We start from the raw sequence: 18,288 nt of genomic DNA, 5'->3' as shown, positions 1-18,288 counted from the left end.
GTGGCCCGGCCGACCGGTGTAGCTTGGGACGGAGCCAGACGTCGCTGCTGATGGCGGTCGGGCGGTCCCACCGCGGACCGACCGAGGGAGAGAGGGCCTCCGACGGACTGCGCTGCGCGCACCGGGCATGCCTGTGTCCTCTTCGGGCACCCCTGTGTCCGCCGCCGCGCAGACCAGCCGTACCCACCTCGCCCCAACCCCGAGGAGCAGCTCGCAATGACGACTGTCGAGAACCGACAGGACTTCAAGGTCGCCGACCTCTCCCTGGCCGAGTTCGGCCGCAAGGAGATCACCCTCGCCGAGCACGAGATGCCCGGCCTGATGGCGATCCGCAAGGAGTACGCCGAAGCGCAGCCGCTTGCCGGCGCCCGCGTCACCGGCTCCCTGCACATGACCGTGCAGACCGCCGTCCTCATCGAGACCCTCGTCGCCCTGGGCGCCGAGGTCCGCTGGGCGTCCTGCAACATCTTCTCCACCCAGGACCACGCGGCCGCCGCCATCGCCGTCGGCCCGAACGGCACCGTGGACAACCCCCAGGGTGTCCCGGTCTTCGCCTGGAAGGGCGAGACCCTGGAGGAGTACTGGTGGTGCACGGAGCAGGCTCTGACCTGGCCGAACACCCCCACCGGCGGCCCCAACATGATCCTGGACGACGGCGGTGACGCCACCCTCCTGGTCCACAAGGGCGTCGAGTACGAGAAGGACGGCAAGGTCCCCTCGGTCGACACCGCCGAGAACGAGGAGCACCGGGTCATCCTGGAGCTCCTGAACCGCACCATCAGCGACGGCTCCCAGAAGTGGACCCAGCTCGCCTCGGAGATCCGCGGCGTGACCGAGGAGACCACGACCGGCGTCCACCGCCTGTACGAGATGCACCGCGACGGCACCCTCCTGTTCCCGGCGATCAACGTGAACGACGCCGTCACCAAGTCGAAGTTCGACAACAAGTACGGCTGCCGCCACTCCCTGATCGACGGCATCAACCGCGCCACCGACGTCCTCATCGGCGGCAAGACCGCGGTCGTCTGCGGCTACGGTGACGTGGGCAAGGGCTGCGCGGAGTCCCTGCGCGGCCAGGGCGCCCGCGTCATCGTCACCGAGATCGACCCGATCTGCGCCCTGCAGGCGGCGATGGACGGCTACCAGGTCACGACGCTGGACGAGGTCATCGACAAGGCCGACATCTTCGTCACCACGACCGGCAACAAGGACATCATCATGGCCGCGGACATGGCCAAGATGAAGCACCAGGCGATCGTCGGCAACATCGGTCACTTCGACAACGAGATCGACATGGCCGGCCTCGCCCAGATCCCCGGCATCGTCAAGGACGAGGTCAAGCCGCAGGTCCACACCTGGACGTTCCCCGACGGCAAGGTGATCATCGTCCTGTCCGAGGGCCGCCTGCTGAACCTGGGCAACGCCACCGGCCACCCGTCGTTCGTGATGTCCAACTCCTTCGCGGACCAGACCCTGGCCCAGATCGAGCTGTACACCAAGCAGTCCGAGTACCCGACCGACGTCTACGTGCTGCCCAAGCACCTCGACGAGAAGGTCGCCCGCCTCCACCTGGACGCCCTGGGCGTGAAGCTGACCCAGCTGCGCCCGGAGCAGGCGTCGTACATCGGCGTCGAGGTCGACGGCCCGTACAAGCCGGACCACTACCGCTACTGAGCCGTACGGCACAGCAGCAGTTCCTCCGAGGCAGGCCCCCGCACCCCCGTGCCGGGGGCCTGCCCCTTTGGCCTTGTGACCCCGCTTCGGCCGGCTCCCTCACCGGGCGACCGTCAGGCCGGACAGGCCCCACAGCCGCACCCGTCAGAACCCAGGACCCCCATGCCCCGCGGCCGATATTCGCTCCACGATCCGCACGATCACACCCCCCTTGCGGAAGAACACTTCCAGTGCGCCCCCGGCCCGTCCGGCTGGCGCTACGTCTCTCAAGTCACCACCCCCGCGGGTGATCACAGCGGCTCGGTCGACCTCACCCTCGACGAACTCGGCCGCCCCATCCGCCTAGAACTGCACGCGGCGAGCTGGCAGGTGCGCGGTGCCGCGCTCGACGGCGTCACCTGGGTCCGCACCGACCCCACCGGAACCCACGCCACGGAAGGCAATGTCCCCGCCCACGCCTTCACCGGCACATCCCCGGCGTTCCTCGTCGCCACCACCCGTCTCCTGCGCCTCACCCCCTCCGCATCAGCAACCCGCGTCCGTCTCGTGGCCTTCACGGACCCCGTCCTCGCCCCGCGCACCGTGGACCAGTCCTGGACCTTGCTGAAAAGAGAAGCACACGCCACTGACAACGGCCCTCTGACCGTGGAGGAATACCAGGTCACAGCCCTGGACACCGGCGAGCAGCACACCGTGCACCTCGCCGGGGACGTGGTCCTCGCAGCCCCCGGAATCGAGCTGGAGGACCTCGAATCACCGCCGTCGACGTTCCCTGAGACACCGCGGGACTGAATCGGCGTCAGCAGACGCCCGAGCCGACACCTGCCACCTGCGGCGTCCCGGGCCCCGCGGCGTCCCGGGCATTTGCGGGATCAAGCCGGAGGAACGAACCCGGACGCGGGCCTGTCCTCCGACGAGACGGCGGGTCGAGGCCCGTTGGAGGACTCCGCGGGCGATGTTCCATCGACCGGAACCCCGGGGCGCCCAGGACGCTCTCCGACCGCGGCCGCCTCGACGCCGTACGAGACAGGCGGCACGAAAGGTGACGCGACAGGCGGCTGAGGCGAGGACGGGGCAGCGGACTGCACCCCCGGATACGGGTAACCGCCCTGCGCCCCGACCGCCGGACCAGGTCCCACCGCAGGACCGTGTCCCACCGCAGGGAACGCCCCGGTCTGCGTCGTACCGCTGCCGAAGGCCCGCCGGGACTCGCGGGCCTGGCGCTCCTGCACCACCGCCGCCAGATACGCACCCGGCGGCACGTCCCGGGGCGCCGGAGCCCCCGTACGTGCCGCAAGATCCGACGCCAGCCGCTCCGCCATGGCCCAGCCGACCTGCGGATCGAGTTGGTGCATCCGCGTCAGGTACTGGCGGACGGCGAGCCAGAGGCCGTCGGGGACCGCCGACAGATCGAGCTCGGAGAAGCGTCCGGCCAGCCAGGGCGGAGGCGGCGGCACGAATCCGCTGGGCGCCACGGGAATCCGCTCCCGCACGACCAGCGTCCCCGCGAACACGTCACCGAGCCGACGCCCACGCGCCGAGACGAGCGAGGCGATACAGGCGACGACCCCGAAGGTCATCAGAATCTCGACCACGCCGATCGCACCCCGCACCAGCGCATGCCGGAACCGGATCGGCCCGCCGTCGTCGCGCACCACGCGAAGCCCCACGGCGAGCTTCCCCAACGACCGCCCGTGGCTGAGCGTCTCGACCGCGATCGGGCCGCCCACCAGCACGAGCAGGAACGCGGCGATCGACAGCGCCATCTGAGCCGCGTCGTCCAAAGAAGCGGAAGCGGCCACCAACGCGATGGTCACGGCGATGTACACGACCACGGCCACGATCAGATCGATCAGTACGGCCAACGCCCTGCTGGGCAGCCTCGCAGGGCGCAACTCAAGCGCCACCGCCTCGCCCGTCACCAGCTCACTCAACGCCTGCCGTCCTTCCCCTGACCTGCCTCGTGAACAGCCAGTCTGCCAAGCTGAGGGCGCATCGCACCCCAGTACGACAAGCTGACATCCACGACGGACCGCCGACGATCAGCCGAGGAGCAGGCAAACCGATGGACCTCGACGTCTTCGTCACCGCCCACCGAGCCGAGTGGGACCGCCTAGACGCCCTGCTCAGGCGCCAGCGCCGCCTCAACGGCGCCGAGACGGACGAACTCGTCGCCCTCTACCAGCGCACCGCCACCCATCTGTCCCTGATCCAGTCCAGCGCCCCGGATCCGCAGCTCACCGGCCGGCTCAGCCAACTCGTGGCACGCGCCCGCAGCGCCGTCACGGGAACGCGCCGCGCCTCTTGGCGTGATGTCACCCGCTTCCTCGCGTACGGCTTTCCCGCCGCCGTCTATCGATCGCGCCACTGGTGGGTGCCCACCGCGCTCCTGTCCACCGCCGTCGCGGCCCTCCTGGGCTGGTGGATCGGTACCCACCCCGAAGTGCAGTCCTCGATCGCGGCCCCCAGCGAACTGCGCGAGCTCACTCGCCCCGGCGGCCAGTACGAGACGTACTACTCCAGCCATCCCGCGGCGTCCTTCGCAGCCCAGGTCTGGACGAACAACGCACAGGCCGCTGCCACCTGCCTGGTCCTGGGAATCTTCCTGGGACTTCCGGTCCTCTGGATCCTGTTCCAGAACATGCTCAACCTCGGCATCGGTGCCGGTCTGATGTCCTCGGTCGGCCGTCTCGACACCTTCCTCGGTCTCGTCCTCCCGCACGGCCTCCTCGAACTCACCGCGGTCTTCGTCGCAGCGGGCACCGGCCTGCGTCTCGGCTGGACGCTGATCGATCCGGGCCCCCGCACGCGACGCACCGCACTTGCGGAGGAGGGCCGAGCCGCCGTCGGCATGGCAATAGGCCTCGCCCTTGTCCTGTTCGTCTCCGGCGCCATCGAAGGCTTCGTCACCCCCTCCGGCCTGCCCACCTGGGCCCGCATAGCCATCGGGATCCTCGCCGAACTGGCCTTCCTCGCCTACGTCTTTGTCCTGGGCGGACGAGCTGCCCGCGCCGGTGACACGGGTGACGTCGAGGCGGCCGAACGCAGCGCCACGGTCCCGACCGCCGCCTGATGTGCGAGGGGCCGCGCTGAACTGCTACTGTCTCCTTCGCCCCGCAGGAGCCGTTGACACGGCCCATGCGGGGAGGTAGATTCGAACAGTTGCCTGGAGCCGGGTTCATCCCGCTCGGCAGTAGTGAGTGTCTGTCTGCTTCTAGAAATCCTGATTTCAAAGAAGCCCCCATCCCGATGAATCGGAAACAGATGGCCGGTCAGTCCGGTCTGAAACTTCTGATAATGTTGGGAGCGCCGGAAAGGGAAACGCGAGAGCGGGAACCTGGAAAGCACCGAGGAAATCGGAACCGGAAACGGTCTGATAGAGTCGGAAGTGCAAGACCGAAGGGAAAAGCCCGGAGGAAAGCCCGAGAGGGTGAGTACAAAGGAAGCGTCCGTTCCTTGAGAACTCAACAGCGTGCCAAAAATCAACGCCAGATATGTTGATACCCCGTCTCTCTCGGTTTCGAGAGGGCGAGGTTCCTTTGAAGAAAACACAGCGAGGACGCTGTGAACGACCGCCTTATTCCGGTGGTTGTTCCGCTCTCGTGTGTGTGCACCCGATTACGGGTAAACATTCACGGAGAGTTTGATCCTGGCTCAGGACGAACGCTGGCGGCGTGCTTAACACATGCAAGTCGAACGATGAACCACTTCGGTGGGGATTAGTGGCGAACGGGTGAGTAACACGTGGGCAATCTGCCCTTCACTCTGGGACAAGCCCTGGAAACGGGGTCTAATACCGGATACCACTACCGCAGGCATCTGTGGTGGTTGAAAGCTCCGGCGGTGAAGGATGAGCCCGCGGCCTATCAGCTTGTTGGTGAGGTAATGGCTCACCAAGGCGACGACGGGTAGCCGGCCTGAGAGGGCGACCGGCCACACTGGGACTGAGACACGGCCCAGACTCCTACGGGAGGCAGCAGTGGGGAATATTGCACAATGGGCGAAAGCCTGATGCAGCGACGCCGCGTGAGGGATGACGGCCTTCGGGTTGTAAACCTCTTTCAGCAGGGAAGAAGCGAAAGTGACGGTACCTGCAGAAGAAGCGCCGGCTAACTACGTGCCAGCAGCCGCGGTAATACGTAGGGCGCAAGCGTTGTCCGGAATTATTGGGCGTAAAGAGCTCGTAGGCGGCTTGTCACGTCGGGTGTGAAAGCCCGGGGCTTAACCCCGGGTCTGCATTCGATACGGGCTAGCTAGAGTGTGGTAGGGGAGATCGGAATTCCTGGTGTAGCGGTGAAATGCGCAGATATCAGGAGGAACACCGGTGGCGAAGGCGGATCTCTGGGCCATTACTGACGCTGAGGAGCGAAAGCGTGGGGAGCGAACAGGATTAGATACCCTGGTAGTCCACGCCGTAAACGGTGGGAACTAGGTGTTGGCGACATTCCACGTCGTCGGTGCCGCAGCTAACGCATTAAGTTCCCCGCCTGGGGAGTACGGCCGCAAGGCTAAAACTCAAAGGAATTGACGGGGGCCCGCACAAGCAGCGGAGCATGTGGCTTAATTCGACGCAACGCGAAGAACCTTACCAAGGCTTGACATACACCGGAAAGCATTAGAGATAGTGCCCCCCTTGTGGTCGGTGTACAGGTGGTGCATGGCTGTCGTCAGCTCGTGTCGTGAGATGTTGGGTTAAGTCCCGCAACGAGCGCAACCCTTGTTCTGTGTTGCCAGCATGCCCTTCGGGGTGATGGGGACTCACAGGAGACCGCCGGGGTCAACTCGGAGGAAGGTGGGGACGACGTCAAGTCATCATGCCCCTTATGTCTTGGGCTGCACACGTGCTACAATGGCAGGTACAATGAGCTGCGATACCGTGAGGTGGAGCGAATCTCAAAAAGCCTGTCTCAGTTCGGATTGGGGTCTGCAACTCGACCCCATGAAGTCGGAGTTGCTAGTAATCGCAGATCAGCATTGCTGCGGTGAATACGTTCCCGGGCCTTGTACACACCGCCCGTCACGTCACGAAAGTCGGTAACACCCGAAGCCGGTGGCCCAACCCCTTGTGGGAGGGAGCTGTCGAAGGTGGGACTGGCGATTGGGACGAAGTCGTAACAAGGTAGCCGTACCGGAAGGTGCGGCTGGATCACCTCCTTTCTAAGGAGCATCTAGGCCGCCAAGCGTGCTTGGTGGTCCAGGGCCATTACGCAGGCAAACGTTCTGCGGTGGTTGCTCATGGGTGGAACGTTGATTATTCGGCCGGTTTCACGGGTCGGAGGCTGCAAGTACTGCTCGCAAGAGCGTGGAAAGCATGATCTCCGGACGGGATCTGGTCGGGCACGCTGTTGGGTGTCTGAGGGAATGAACCCCCTCGATGCCGGCCCCAGTGAACTCGGAGTGTTGCTCCGGGGTGATGGGTGGCTGGTCGTTGTTTGAGAACTGCACAGTGGACGCGAGCATCTGTGGCCAAGTTTTTAAGGGCGCACGGTGGATGCCTTGGCACCAGGAACCGATGAAGGACGTGGGAGGCCACGATAGTCCCCGGGGAGTCGTCAACCAGGCTTTGATCCGGGGGTTTCCGAATGGGGAAACCCGGCAGTCGTCATGGGCTGTCACCCATACCTGAACACATAGGGTATGTGGAGGGAACGCGGGGAAGTGAAACATCTCAGTACCCGCAGGAAGAGAAAACAACCGTGATTCCGGGAGTAGTGGCGAGCGAAACCGGATGAGGCCAAACCGTATGCGTGTGAGACCCGGCAGGGGTTGCGCATGCGGGGTTGTGGGATCTCTCTTTCACAGTCTGCCGGCTGTGAGACGAGTCAGAAACCGTTGATGTAGGCGAAGGACATGCGAAAGGTCCGGCGTAGAGGGTAAGACCCCCGTAGTCGAAACATCAGCGGCTCGTTTGAGAGACACCCAAGTAGCACGGGGCCCGAGAAATCCCGTGTGAATCTGGCGGGACCACCCGCTAAGCCTAAATATTCCCTGGTGACCGATAGCGGATAGTACCGTGAGGGAATGGTGAAAAGTACCGCGGGAGCGGAGTGAAATAGTACCTGAAACCGTGTGCCTACAAGCCGTGGGAGCGTCGGAATGAAAGCTTGCTTTCATTCTCGTGACTGCGTGCCTTTTGAAGAATGAGCCTGCGAGTTTGCGGTGTGTTGCGAGGTTAACCCGGGTGGGGTAGCCGTAGCGAAAGCGAGTCCTAATAGGGCGTTTGAGTAGCACGCTCAAGACCCGAAGCGGAGTGATCTAGCCATGGGCAGGTTGAAGCGGAGGTAAGACTTCGTGGAGGACCGAACCCACCAGGGTTGAAAACCTGGGGGATGACCTGTGGTTAGGGGTGAAAGGCCAATCAAACTCCGTGATAGCTGGTTCTCCCCGAAATGCATTTAGGTGCAGCGTCGTGTGTTTCTTGCCGGAGGTAGAGCACTGGATAGGCGATGGGCCCTACCGGGTTACTGACCTTAGCCAAACTCCGAATGCCGGTAAGTGAGAGCGCGGCAGTGAGACTGTGGGGGATAAGCTCCATGGTCGAGAGGGAAACAGCCCAGAGCATCGACTAAGGCCCCTAAGCGTACGCTAAGTGGGAAAGGATGTGGAGTCGCAGAGACAACCAGGAGGTTGGCTTAGAAGCAGCCACCCTTGAAAGAGTGCGTAATAGCTCACTGGTCTAGTGATTCCGCGCCGACAATGTAGCGGGGCTCAAGCGTACCGCCGAAGTCGTGTCATTGCAGCAATACGCCCAACGGCGGCTGTGATGGGTAGGGGAGCGTCGTGTGCCGGGTGAAGCTGCAGCGGAAGCTAGTGGTGGACGGTTCACGAGTGAGAATGCAGGCATGAGTAGCGATACACACGTGGGAAACGTGTGCGCCGATTGACTAAGGGTTCCTGGGTCAAGCTGATCTGCCCAGGGTAAGTCGGGACCTAAGGCGAGGCCGACAGGCGTAGTCGATGGATAACCGGTTGATATTCCGGTACCCGCTGTGAAGCGTCAAACATCGAACCAGGCGATGCTAAGTCCGTGAAGCCGCCCCGGAGCCTTCGGGCAAAGGGGAGTGGTGGAGCCGACGAACCAGACTTGCAGTAGGTGAGTGATGGGGTGACGCAGGAAGGTAGTCCAGCCCGGGCGGTGGTTGTCCCGGGGTAAGGGTGTAGGCCGTGCGATAGGCAAATCCGTCGCACTTGTGGCTGAGACCTGATGCCGAGCCGATTGTGGTGAAGTGGATGATCCTATGCTGTCGAGAAAAGCCTCTAGCGAGTTTCATGGCGGCCCGTACCCTAAACCGACTCAGGTGGTCAGGTAGAGAATACCGAGGCGTTCGGGTGAACTATGGTTAAGGAACTCGGCAAAATGCCCCCGTAACTTCGGGAGAAGGGGGGCCATCACCGGTGATTGAATTTACTTCATGAGCTGGGGGTGGCCGCAGAGACCAGCGAGAAGCGACTGTTTACTAAAAACACAGGTCCGTGCGAAGCCGTAAGGCGATGTATACGGACTGACGCCTGCCCGGTGCTGGAACGTTAAGGGGACCGGTTAGTCACATTTCGGTGTGGCGAAGCTGAGAACTTAAGCGCCAGTAAACGGCGGTGGTAACTATAACCATCCTAAGGTAGCGAAATTCCTTGTCGGGTAAGTTCCGACCTGCACGAATGGCGTAACGACTTCTCGACTGTCTCAACCATAGGCCCGGTGAAATTGCACTACGAGTAAAGATGCTCGTTTCGCGCAGCAGGACGGAAAGACCCCGGGACCTTTACTACAGTTTGATATTGGTGTTCGGTTCGGCTTGTGTAGGATAGCTGGGAGACTGTGAAGCTTGGACGCCAGTTCAGGTGGAGTCGTCGTTGAAATACCAGTCTGGTCGTGCTGGATGTCTAACCTGGGTCCGTGATCCGGATCAGGGACAGTGTCTGATGGGTAGTTTAACTGGGGCGGTTGCCTCCTAAAGAGTAACGGAGGCGCCCAAAGGTTCCCTCAGCCTGGTTGGTAATCAGGTGTTGAGTGTAAGTGCACAAGGGAGCTTGACTGTGAGACCGACGGGTCGAGCAGGGACGAAAGTCGGGACTAGTGATCCGGCGGTGGCTTGTGGAAGCGCCGTCGCTCAACGGATAAAAGGTACCCCGGGGATAACAGGCTGATCTTCCCCAAGAGTCCATATCGACGGGATGGTTTGGCACCTCGATGTCGGCTCGTCGCATCCTGGGGCTGGAGTCGGTCCCAAGGGTTGGGCTGTTCGCCCATTAAAGCGGTACGCGAGCTGGGTTTAGAACGTCGTGAGACAGTTCGGTCCCTATCCGCTGCGCGCGTAGGAATATTGAGAAGGGCTGTCCCTAGTACGAGAGGACCGGGACGGACGAACCTCTGGTGTGCCAGTTGTTCTGCCAAGGGCATGGCTGGTTGGCTACGTTCGGGAGGGATAACCGCTGAAAGCATCTAAGCGGGAAGCCTGCTTCGAGATGAGTATTCCCACCCCCTTTGAGGGGTTAAGGCTCCCAGTAGACGACTGGGTTGATAGGCCGGATCTGGAAGCCCAGTAATGGGTGGAGGTGACCGGTACTAATAGGCCGAGGGCTTGTCCATATTTGCTCGCGTCCACTGTGTTAGTTCTGAGGCAACGACCGTGTTGTGTTTCCGGTCTAACTTCATAGTGTTTCGGTGGTCATAGCGTGAGGGAAACGCCCGGTTACATTCCGAACCCGGAAGCTAAGCCTTTCAGCGCCGATGGTACTGCAGGGGGGACCCTGTGGGAGAGTAGGACACCGCCGAACAATTTTTGGGAAAACCCCCGTGCCATTCAGCACGGGGGTTTTCTGCGTTTCAAGTCCGTTTGACGCAAGGGGGCGCTGTGCGCCCCCTTCTTTTGTTTACAGACGCCCAGCTGCTTTCAACGCCAGATATGCGTCGGCCAGTGCCGGCGCCAGGTCGTCCGGAGTCGCGTCGACAACAGTCACTCCGTGGCGGCGAAGCTGCTCTGCCGTGCGATCACGTTCCGTCTGGGCCTGGGCGGCAGCCGCGGCTTCATAGATCGCGTCGACGTTGCCGCGGGCCGTTGCCATACGGGCGATATGAGGGTCCGCCACTGAGGCCAGCAGGACCGTATGCCGTTGGGTGAGCTGAGGAAGCACGGGCAGCAGGCCCTCTTCGATGGGCGCCGCGTCGAGACTGGTGAGCAGCACGATCAGGGAGCGGCGAGGGGCTGTACGCAGCGCTGTGGCCGTGAGACCACGGGCGTTCGTCTCGACCAGTTCGGGCTCGAGCGGGGCCATCGCGTTGACCAGGGCGGGGAGCAAATCGCTTGCTGTTCGGCCTTGGACCAGGGCGCGAACTCCCCGGTCGTATGCGAGGAGGTCCACGCGGTCGCCGGCGCGGGAGGCCAGGGCGGCCAGGAGCAGGGCCGCGTCCATGGAGGCGTCGAGGCGAGGTGCGTCACCCACGCGTCCGGCCGATGTGCGGCCCGTGTCGAGGACCACGAGGATGTGGCGGTCGCGTTCGGGGCGCCAGGTGCGCACGGCGACAGAGGTCTGACGGGCCGTGGCTCGCCAGTCGATGGAACGGGTGTCGTCGCCGGGGACGTACTCGCGCAGGCTGTCGAACTCCGTGCCCTCGCCGCGGGTGAGGAGGCTGGTGCGGCCGTCCAGTTCACGCAGGCGGGCGAGCTTCGAGGGGAGATGCTTACGGCTGGTGAACGGCGGCAGGACACGGACCGTCCAGGGGACCTTGTGGGTGCCCTGGCGGGAGAAGAGCCGGAGTGGGCCGTAGGAGCGAATCGTCACTCGGTCGGCCTGGCGGTCGCCGCGGCGGGTGGGGCGCAGGCGAGTGGTGAGGCGTCGGCGTTCGCCGGCGGGGACCGTCAGTCGGTGACGGGAGGCCTCTACCTCCGTCCCGGGCTGCCAGCTGCTGGGAGGCCAGGCGTCGCGGACTTGGGCGCGGAGGGGGCGGCCGGACGGGTTGGTGACCGTGAGGGTGACGTCGGCTGTCTCGCCCAGGCGGGCGGAGGTGTCGCCGGATCGGGTCAGGCCGAGCCGTCGTACGGGAGCTGCCAGGGCGAAGTCGCAGGCGCAGGCCACCGCAAGGGGGGCGTTGACCGCGAGGATGCCCGTCCAGCTCGGTTCCCAGATGCCGATGGGGACGGAGCCCAGGGCGGCGATGAGGGCCGCGCGTCCGGTGAGGGGCATCAGCGGGGGACCGGGACGTGGGCGAGGATCGCGTTGATGACGGAGTCGGCTGTCACGCCTTCCATCTCGGCCTCCGGGCGCAGTTGTACGCGATGGCGGAGAGTGGGGAGGGCCAGGGCCTTCACGTCGTCGGGGATGACGTAGTCGCGGCCTGTCAGCCACGCCCACGCGCGAGAGGTGGCCAGGAGGGCCGTGGCGCCGCGGGGGGAGACGCCCAGGGTGAGGGACGGGGACTCGCGGGTGGCGCGGCAGATGTCGACGACGTAGGCCGTGATCTCGGGGGAGACCGTGGTCTTGGCTACTGCGGCGCGGGCGGCTTCGAGGTCGGCGGGGCCCGCCACGGGGCGTACGCCGGCGGCCTTGAGGTCGCGGGGGTTGAAGCCTTCGGCGTGGCGGGTGAGGACGTCGATCTCGTCCTGGCGGGAGGGGAGCGGGATCGTCAGTTTGAGGAGGAAGCGGTCCAGCTGGGCTTCGGGCAGGGGGTAGGTGCCCTCGTACTCCACGGGGTTCTGGGTCGCGGCGACCAGGAACGGGTCGGGGAGGAGGCGGGGGGTGCCGTCGACGGTGACCTGGCGCTCCTCCATGGCCTCCAGGAGGGACGACTGGGTCTTGGGCGGGGTGCGGTTGATCTCGTCCGCGAGGAGGAGGTTGGTGAAGACCGGGCCGGGCTGGAAGGAGAACTCGGCGCTGCGGGTGTCGTAGACCAGGGAGCCCGTCACGTCGCTCGGCATGAGGTCGGGGGTGAACTGGACGCGCTTGGTGTCGAGTTCGAGTGCGGATGCGAGGGCGCGGACGAGCAACGTTTTGGCGACCCCGGGGACTCCTTCCAGTAGTACGTGTCCGCGGCAGAGGAGGGCGACGACGAGACCGGTCACGGCGGGGTCCTGGCCGACCACGGCTTTGGCGATCTCGGCGCGCAGGGCCTCCAGGGAGGCCCGGGCGGTGTCCGGGTTCCCGGTGGTCCCGGCGTTGTCAGTGGTCGGGTCCATCATGAACGGCGTACCTCTCTTTCGAGGGCGTCGAGTTGGTCGGCTAGGGAGATGAGGGCTGCGTCGTCGCCGGGCGGCGGGCCGAACAGCAGGGAGTGCAGGGGCTGCCCGTCCCCGTCGGAGCGGAGATGGGCGGACAGGGCGGGCAGCAGGGCTTCGGGTGCGTGCGCCTGGGCGACGGGGACGCCTACGAGGGGGGCGAGGCGGGTGCGGGTGGTGGAGCGAAGAGCCGTGGCCGCGCGGTCGCGGGCGTTGGCCTTGCGGTAGAGGCGGGCGCGTCCTTCGACGGTTTCGGAGGCGCGGATCGCCACGGGGAGTTTCTCGGGCACGAGCGGGCCCAGCCGGCGTGCCCTCCACAGGGCGGCGAGTGCTGCCGCGAAGAAGAGCTGAAGTGTGCCCCAGAGCCAGCCCGAGGGGAGCAGATCGAGGAAGCCCTTTTCCTCGTTCGGGTCGGTGGCGGACACATCGGAGAGCGAGGGGAGGTACCAGACCAGATGGGGGCGGGAGCCGAGGAGTTGGAGGGCGAGCGAGGCGTTGCCCTGCTCGTCGAGGGTGTCGTTGCGGAGGATGTCGGGCGCGCCGAGCACCACGGTGTCGCCGTCCCCGGAGGTCGCCGGGATGCGCACCAGGGTGGGCAGGCGCTCGCTGGGGTAGCACTCGTCGTTGCCGGGGTGGGTGACGGTGTAGCGGACGCCGCCGGTGTCGGCGCGGCCCGCGCGCCGGGCCGCCGGAAGGCCGCAGTCGGGGGAGAGCGTGGAGTCGAGGCTGGTGGCGGGGTCCGCGACGACGCCGGGCGCCAGCCGTTCCACGGACCAGCTGCTGGGGGCGACGAGGACGGTGCGGCCGTCGGAGTCGGCGGTCGCGGAGTGCAGTTGGCTCTGCTGGCGGTGTGTCAGGAGGTCGGGTACGGCGATCAGAAGCGTGGTGTCGGGGCCGGCCGCGGCGCGTGCCTCGCTCAGGGTGGTGACCACGCGCGTGTCGACGCCTCGGTCGGCGAGGAGTTCGGCGACGGCGCGGCTCCCGTAGGGGTCGGCGGAACGCGGGTCGAGGCTGCCGTGCTGTTCGCTGGAGCGGATCGCCGCGATCGCCACGGCCGCGACGAGAAGCAGCACCAGGGCGATCACGATCCCTCGCGTGCGGCTCCACACCTGGCGAGCGGTGGGCGAGGCCGAGGTGGACGGGAGCGTGGCCTCTGTGGTCATTCGGCGGCTCCCGGGCGGGCGTTGTGGTCCGCGCTGGGGCTGCTGCTCGTGCTGTTCATGCCACCCGTCCCGCCGGTGCCACTCGTGCTGCTTGTGCCGCTCGTGCTGTTCGCGAGGACCGGCTTGGTGCGTTCCAGGTCGCGGTCGACTTCGGCGATGCGGTGGTACGACTGCTCGGTCGCGGCTCGGCCGCCGTACGTGACGTCGTCGAAGTCCCGGGCCGCGGAGCGCAGCCGGTCCGAGTGGGAGGGCAGGGCGCGGCCTGCCTCCGCGGCGGCCTCGTCCGCGGTGCGGCCTGGGCGGATGTCCAGGAGGGCGCGTTCCTCCAGGGAGCGGACGATGGCGCGCATGCGCTCCTGTACGGCCTGGTTCCAGTGGCCCTGGGCGGCGTGGGCCTCGGCGGCCGCGCGGTGGTCGGCTGCGCTGCGGGGGCGGTCGTCGAACAGGGCCGCGGCGGAGGCGGGTCCGCGGCGCGGAGTGCCCAGGCGCCACCACAGTGCGCCGACGACCAGGACGACGGCGGCGATGACGACGACCAGGCCGAGTGGTCCGCCCGGTGTCGCGGACGAGGCGGCGTTGAACAGCTTGTCGACCCAGTCCCAGAACGCGTTGAGGGCGCGCTGGAACCAGCTCGGGTCGTTCTCGTGGTACATGCGCTTGGACAGCTCGCGGCGTGCCGCCTCCCGCGCGGGGTCGCGCGGGATCGTCAGCGGTGGTTCGTCGTCAAACCGTGCCGGTGACAGCACAAGGCTGTCGACGGCGCGCAGCATGGTGACCGCTCCCCCCGGCAGGTTCACCGCATCAGCTCCCGGGAGTGGGGCCGGTGCCGTAGCCCTGGACGCCGGCCGCGCGGGCCAGTTCGAGGTCGAGGGCCTCGCGGCGGATGCGCTGGTCGATGTACAGGAGCACGGTGACACCCGCCGTGATCGGGAAGGTGATCATGGAGCCGATCACCGAGCCGATTCCGCTGATGATGAGGAAGGTCCAGCCGAGGTCGCCGGTGCCGTTGACGAAGCCGCCGACGCCTTCGCCGCTGAGTGCCGCGGCGAGGAAGGTGAAGGGGATGACGACGATCGCCGCGACGATGTTCGCGATGATCCCGGCCAGCAGCTGGATGCCCAGGACCCGCCACCAGGAGCCGCGGACCAGCTTGGTGGAGCGGCTCATCGACTTCACGATGCTCTGCTTTTCCAGCATCAGCGCGGGCGATGCCAGGGAGAAGCGGATCATCAGCCACAGCGCGACGACACCGGCGCCGAGGAGGCCCAGGATCACGAGGGCGATACCGCCTCCGTTCGAGCCCGCGGCGGCGACCAGGATGCCGGGCAGTGCGCCTACGGCGAGGATGCCGAAGGTGATGAGCAGCAGCAGGAAGATCAGGCCGAACAGCCTGGGGACCTGCGGGCGGGCGTCGCGCCAGGCCTCACCGGTGGTGACCGGCCTGCCGAGCACGGCCCGGCTGGTGACGGTCGTCAGCAGCGCGGTCGCGGCGACGGTGCCGATCAGGGAGATCAGGAAGACGACGGTGCTGCCGAGCATGGTCTCGCCCAGGGCGCGGGTCAGCTCGTCGGCGCTGGCACTCGGGTCGTTGAGAGCCTCGGTCCCCGCGCTGTCGTTGAGGACGAGGCCCTGGAGGAGGATGACGAGGACCTCGGTCACGACGGCGACGGTCAGCGAGATGCCGAGGACCGTGCGCCAGTAGGTGCGCATGGTGGAGACCGCGCCGTCGAGGATCTCGCCCACGCCGAGGGGGCGCAGGGGGATCACGCCGGGCTTGGCGGCGGGCGGAGGGCCGCCCCAGCCGCCGCCCCAGCCCGGGGGAGGGCCGTAGCCTCCGGGCGGTCCGGCGGGGGGCTGGGACCCCCAGCCGGGGCCGGGCGGCGGGGGCGGAGGAGCCTGGCCGGGAGCGGCGGGGCCTGTGGGAGCGGACCACTGAGCGGGTGGCGGCTGCTCCTGGGACCACTTCGAGCCTGCGTCCTGCGGATTGTCCTCGGGCTGCTGCGCGGGGTTCGCGGTGTCGGGCCGGGCGGCGGGCTCGGCGGAACCGGACGTACCGGGCTCCTGCCCGTCGGACGGGGCGGATCCGGGCGAGGCCCAGCCCGGAGTGTCGTTCATCGTCGCTCCTTCACGGTGCCCGTCCGCGGTCGCGGCGGCAGGTTGGCAGCCATCGTGCCATGGGGTGGTCGGCGACGGACCAGCCGCGGTAGGGGCTGCACACCTTCAATACTCCGGCGGACAAGGGGCAGACTGACCGCATGGCTGATCAGTACGTGCAATCCGGCGAGGACAGCAAGCCCACCGAGATACCGGCGATCCGCTGGGAGGAGCCACCGGAAGGTCCCGTGCTGGTGCTTCTCGACCAGACGAGACTGCCGGCGGAGGAAGTCGAACTGGTCTGTACGGACGCGTCCGCGCTGGTGGAGGCGATCCGTTCGCTCGCCGTGCGCGGGGCGCCGTTGCTCGGCATCGCGGGGGCGTACGGGGTCGCGCTCGCCGCCGCGCGGGGGTTCGACGTGGACGAGGCGGCGGCCGTGCTGGCGGGTGCGCGTCCGACCGCGGTGAACCTCGCTGTCGGGGTGCGCAGAGCCGAGGCCGCGTACCGGGCCGAGCTCGGGAAGAGCGGTGACCAGGAGCGGGCGGCCGGGGCGGCGCTGGCGGCCGCGCAGCGGCTGCACCGGGAGGACGCGGCGGCGAGTGCCGCGATGGCCGAGCGTGGGCTGGCGCTGCTGGACGAGCTGCTGCCGGGCGGCGGGCACCGGATCCTGACGCACTGCAACACCGGTTCCCTGGTGTCGGGCGGCGAGGGGACGGCGTTCGCGGTGGCGCTCGCGGCACACCGCGTGGGGCGGCTGCGGCGGCTGTGGGTGGACGAGACGCGCCCCCTGCTCCAGGGAGCCCGGCTGACGGCGTACGAGGCGGCGCGCAGCGGGATGGCGTACACCTTGCTGACCGACAACGCGGCGGGCTCGCTGTTCGCGGCCGGGGAGGTGGACGCGGTGCTGATCGGGGCCGACCGGATCGCGGCCGACGGCTCGGTGGCGAACAAGGTGGGGAGCTATCCGCTCGCGGTGCTCGCCCGGTACCACCATGTGCCGTTCATCGTGGTGGCCCCGGTGACCACGGTGGATCCGGGCACGCCGGACGGGGCGTCGATCGAGGTGGAGCAGCGAGCCGGCCACGAGGTGACCGAGATCGTGGCGCCCCAGGTGCCGGTGGCGGGCACCGGGGCGGGCGGCGGGATTCCGGTGGCACCCCTTGGCACGCAGGCGTACAACCCGGCCTTCGACGTGACGCCGCCGGAGCTGGTGACGGCGATCGTGACGGAGGAGGGCGTGGTGTCGCCGGTGACGGCCGAGGCCCTCGCGGAGTTGTGTGCGAGGTCCGGGGAGGTGACGATCAGCTGATCCGGATGTGGTCGCCGCGTATGCCGTCCGAAACCGCGGCTTGCGTCCTCGGCGGTGATCGAGGCAGACAGTGACCGTCCGGTACGACTAAGGTCACTGATCGGTGAGCTGTCTCACCACTGCCTTCACCACTGTTATGAGAATGGGATGATGTCGTTTATGAAGGGACGAGTCCTTGTCGTCGACGACGACACCGCACTTGCCGAGATGCTGGGCATTGTGCTGCGTGGTGAAGGTTTTGAGCCGTCTTTCGTAGCCGACGGTGACAAGGCGCTGGCCGCGTTCCGTGAGGCCAAGCCGGATCTGGTGCTGCTGGATCTGATGCTGCCCGGCCGGGACGGTATCGAGGTGTGCCGTCTGATCAGGGCGGAGTCCGGGGTGCCGATCGTGATGCTGACGGCCAAGAGCGACACCGTGGATGTCGTCGTGGGGCTGGAGTCCGGCGCCGACGACTACATCGTGAAGCCGTTCAAGCCGAAGGAGCTCGTGGCCCGCATCAGGGCGCGGCTCCGGAGGTCGGAGGAGCCGGCTCCCGAGCAGCTCGCCATCGGTGACCTGGTCATCGACGTGGCAGGGCACTCCGTGAAGCGGGAAGGGCAGTCGATCGCGCTGACGCCGCTGGAGTTCGACCTGCTGGTCGCGCTCGCGCGCAAGCCGTGGCAGGTGTTCACGCGTGAGGTGCTGCTCGAGCAGGTGTGGGGTTACCGCCACGCCGCCGACACCCGGCTCGTCAATGTGCATGTACAGCGGCTGCGCTCCAAGGTCGAGAAGGACCCGGAGCGGCCGGAGATCGTGGTGACCGTCCGTGGTGTGGGTTACAAGGCAGGGCCCAGCTGA

At 66.6% G+C, this 18,288-nt stretch carries 11 protein-coding genes and 3 rRNA genes; 8 read left to right on the top strand and 6 right to left on the bottom strand.

The genetic code is table 11. The features are described 5' to 3' along the window. Positions 1 to 216 precede the first annotated feature (216 nt). Both ahcY and IOD14_RS39580 read left to right on the top strand, forming a co-directional pair. On the top strand, positions 217 to 1,674 hold the full coding sequence (gene ahcY / locus IOD14_RS39585; protein ID WP_123989701.1) for an adenosylhomocysteinase: 1,458 nt from the start codon (positions 217 to 219) through the stop codon (positions 1,672 to 1,674). A gap of 162 nt (positions 1,675 to 1,836) precedes the next feature. Next, positions 1,837 to 2,466, top strand: a complete 630-nt coding sequence (locus IOD14_RS39580) for a hypothetical protein (protein ID WP_212672816.1) — start codon at positions 1,837 to 1,839, stop codon at positions 2,464 to 2,466. An 80-nt stretch (positions 2,467 to 2,546) separates the two neighbouring features. Here the strand turns inward: IOD14_RS39580 and IOD14_RS39575 are convergent, their stop codons facing one another. Further along, complete coding sequence (locus tag IOD14_RS39575; RefSeq protein WP_212672815.1) at positions 2,547 to 3,608, bottom strand: RDD family protein; 1,062 nt, start codon at positions 3,606 to 3,608, stop codon at positions 2,547 to 2,549. 131 nt (positions 3,609 to 3,739) lie between these two features. On the opposite strand from IOD14_RS39575, the gene IOD14_RS39570 reads away from it, so the two are divergent. The 4 genes from IOD14_RS39570 to rrf all read left to right on the top strand — a co-directional run bounded on the left by IOD14_RS39570 (position 3,740) and on the right by rrf (position 10,449). Further along, positions 3,740 to 4,747: a stage II sporulation protein M gene (locus IOD14_RS39570; RefSeq protein WP_123989698.1), complete on the top strand. Its 1,008-nt coding sequence runs from the start codon at positions 3,740 to 3,742 to the stop codon at positions 4,745 to 4,747. A gap of 558 nt (positions 4,748 to 5,305) precedes the next feature. Then, positions 5,306 to 6,831: ribosomal RNA gene (locus IOD14_RS39565) — 16S ribosomal RNA — on the top strand. Positions 6,832 to 7,138: 307 nt separating this feature from the next. Beyond that, positions 7,139 to 10,261 (top strand): 23S ribosomal RNA (locus tag IOD14_RS39560). Positions 10,262 to 10,332: 71 nt separating this feature from the next. Continuing rightward, positions 10,333 to 10,449: ribosomal RNA gene (rrf, locus tag IOD14_RS39555) — 5S ribosomal RNA — on the top strand. Together the 16S, 23S and 5S rRNA genes form the textbook arrangement of a ribosomal RNA operon. Positions 10,450 to 10,545: 96 nt before the next feature. On the opposite strand, the gene IOD14_RS39550 is transcribed toward rrf, so the two are convergent. Genes IOD14_RS39550 through IOD14_RS39530 form a run of 5 tightly spaced genes read right to left on the bottom strand, consistent with a single transcriptional unit; the run spans position 10,546 to position 16,162 of the window. Then, entirely contained in the window at positions 10,546 to 11,856 is a 1,311-nt protein-coding gene (locus tag IOD14_RS39550) for a DUF58 domain-containing protein (protein ID WP_212672814.1), read from the bottom strand. After that, positions 11,856 to 12,845, bottom strand: a complete 990-nt coding sequence (locus tag IOD14_RS39545; RefSeq protein WP_123992677.1) for a MoxR family ATPase — start codon at positions 12,843 to 12,845, stop codon at positions 11,856 to 11,858. Before IOD14_RS39545 ends, IOD14_RS39550 begins: the two co-directional genes overlap by 1 nt. Then, a complete protein-coding gene (locus IOD14_RS39540) occupies positions 12,845 to 14,047 on the bottom strand; it encodes a DUF4350 domain-containing protein (RefSeq protein ID WP_212672813.1) in 1,203 nt (400 codons plus the stop codon). The genes IOD14_RS39545 and IOD14_RS39540 overlap by 1 nt, the downstream gene beginning before the upstream one ends. Then, positions 14,044 to 14,817, bottom strand: a complete 774-nt coding sequence (locus tag IOD14_RS39535) for a DUF4129 domain-containing protein (protein ID WP_212673496.1) — start codon at positions 14,815 to 14,817, stop codon at positions 14,044 to 14,046. The genes IOD14_RS39540 and IOD14_RS39535 overlap by 4 nt, the downstream gene beginning before the upstream one ends. A 31-nt stretch (positions 14,818 to 14,848) precedes the next feature. Beyond that, a complete protein-coding gene (locus tag IOD14_RS39530; RefSeq protein ID WP_123989695.1) occupies positions 14,849 to 16,162 on the bottom strand; it encodes a glycerophosphoryl diester phosphodiesterase membrane domain-containing protein in 1,314 nt (437 codons plus the stop codon). A gap of 140 nt (positions 16,163 to 16,302) precedes the next feature. On the opposite strand from IOD14_RS39530, the gene mtnA reads away from it, so the two are divergent. Beyond that, positions 16,303 to 17,451, top strand: coding sequence for an S-methyl-5-thioribose-1-phosphate isomerase (gene mtnA / locus IOD14_RS39525; RefSeq protein WP_123989694.1), 1,149 nt, complete (start codon positions 16,303 to 16,305; stop codon positions 17,449 to 17,451). Positions 17,452 to 17,598: 147 nt separating this feature from the next. Further along, positions 17,599 to 18,288, top strand: coding sequence for a two-component system response regulator MtrA (mtrA, locus tag IOD14_RS39520; RefSeq protein WP_187281934.1), 690 nt, complete (start codon positions 17,599 to 17,601; stop codon positions 18,286 to 18,288).

It is taken from the genome of Streptomyces sp. A2-16, from assembly GCF_018128905.1.
Classification (GTDB): domain Bacteria; phylum Actinomycetota; class Actinomycetes; order Streptomycetales; family Streptomycetaceae; genus Streptomyces.
The sequence above is the reverse complement of the archived record's forward strand: the minus strand, read 5'-3'. Positions and strand labels throughout refer to the sequence as shown.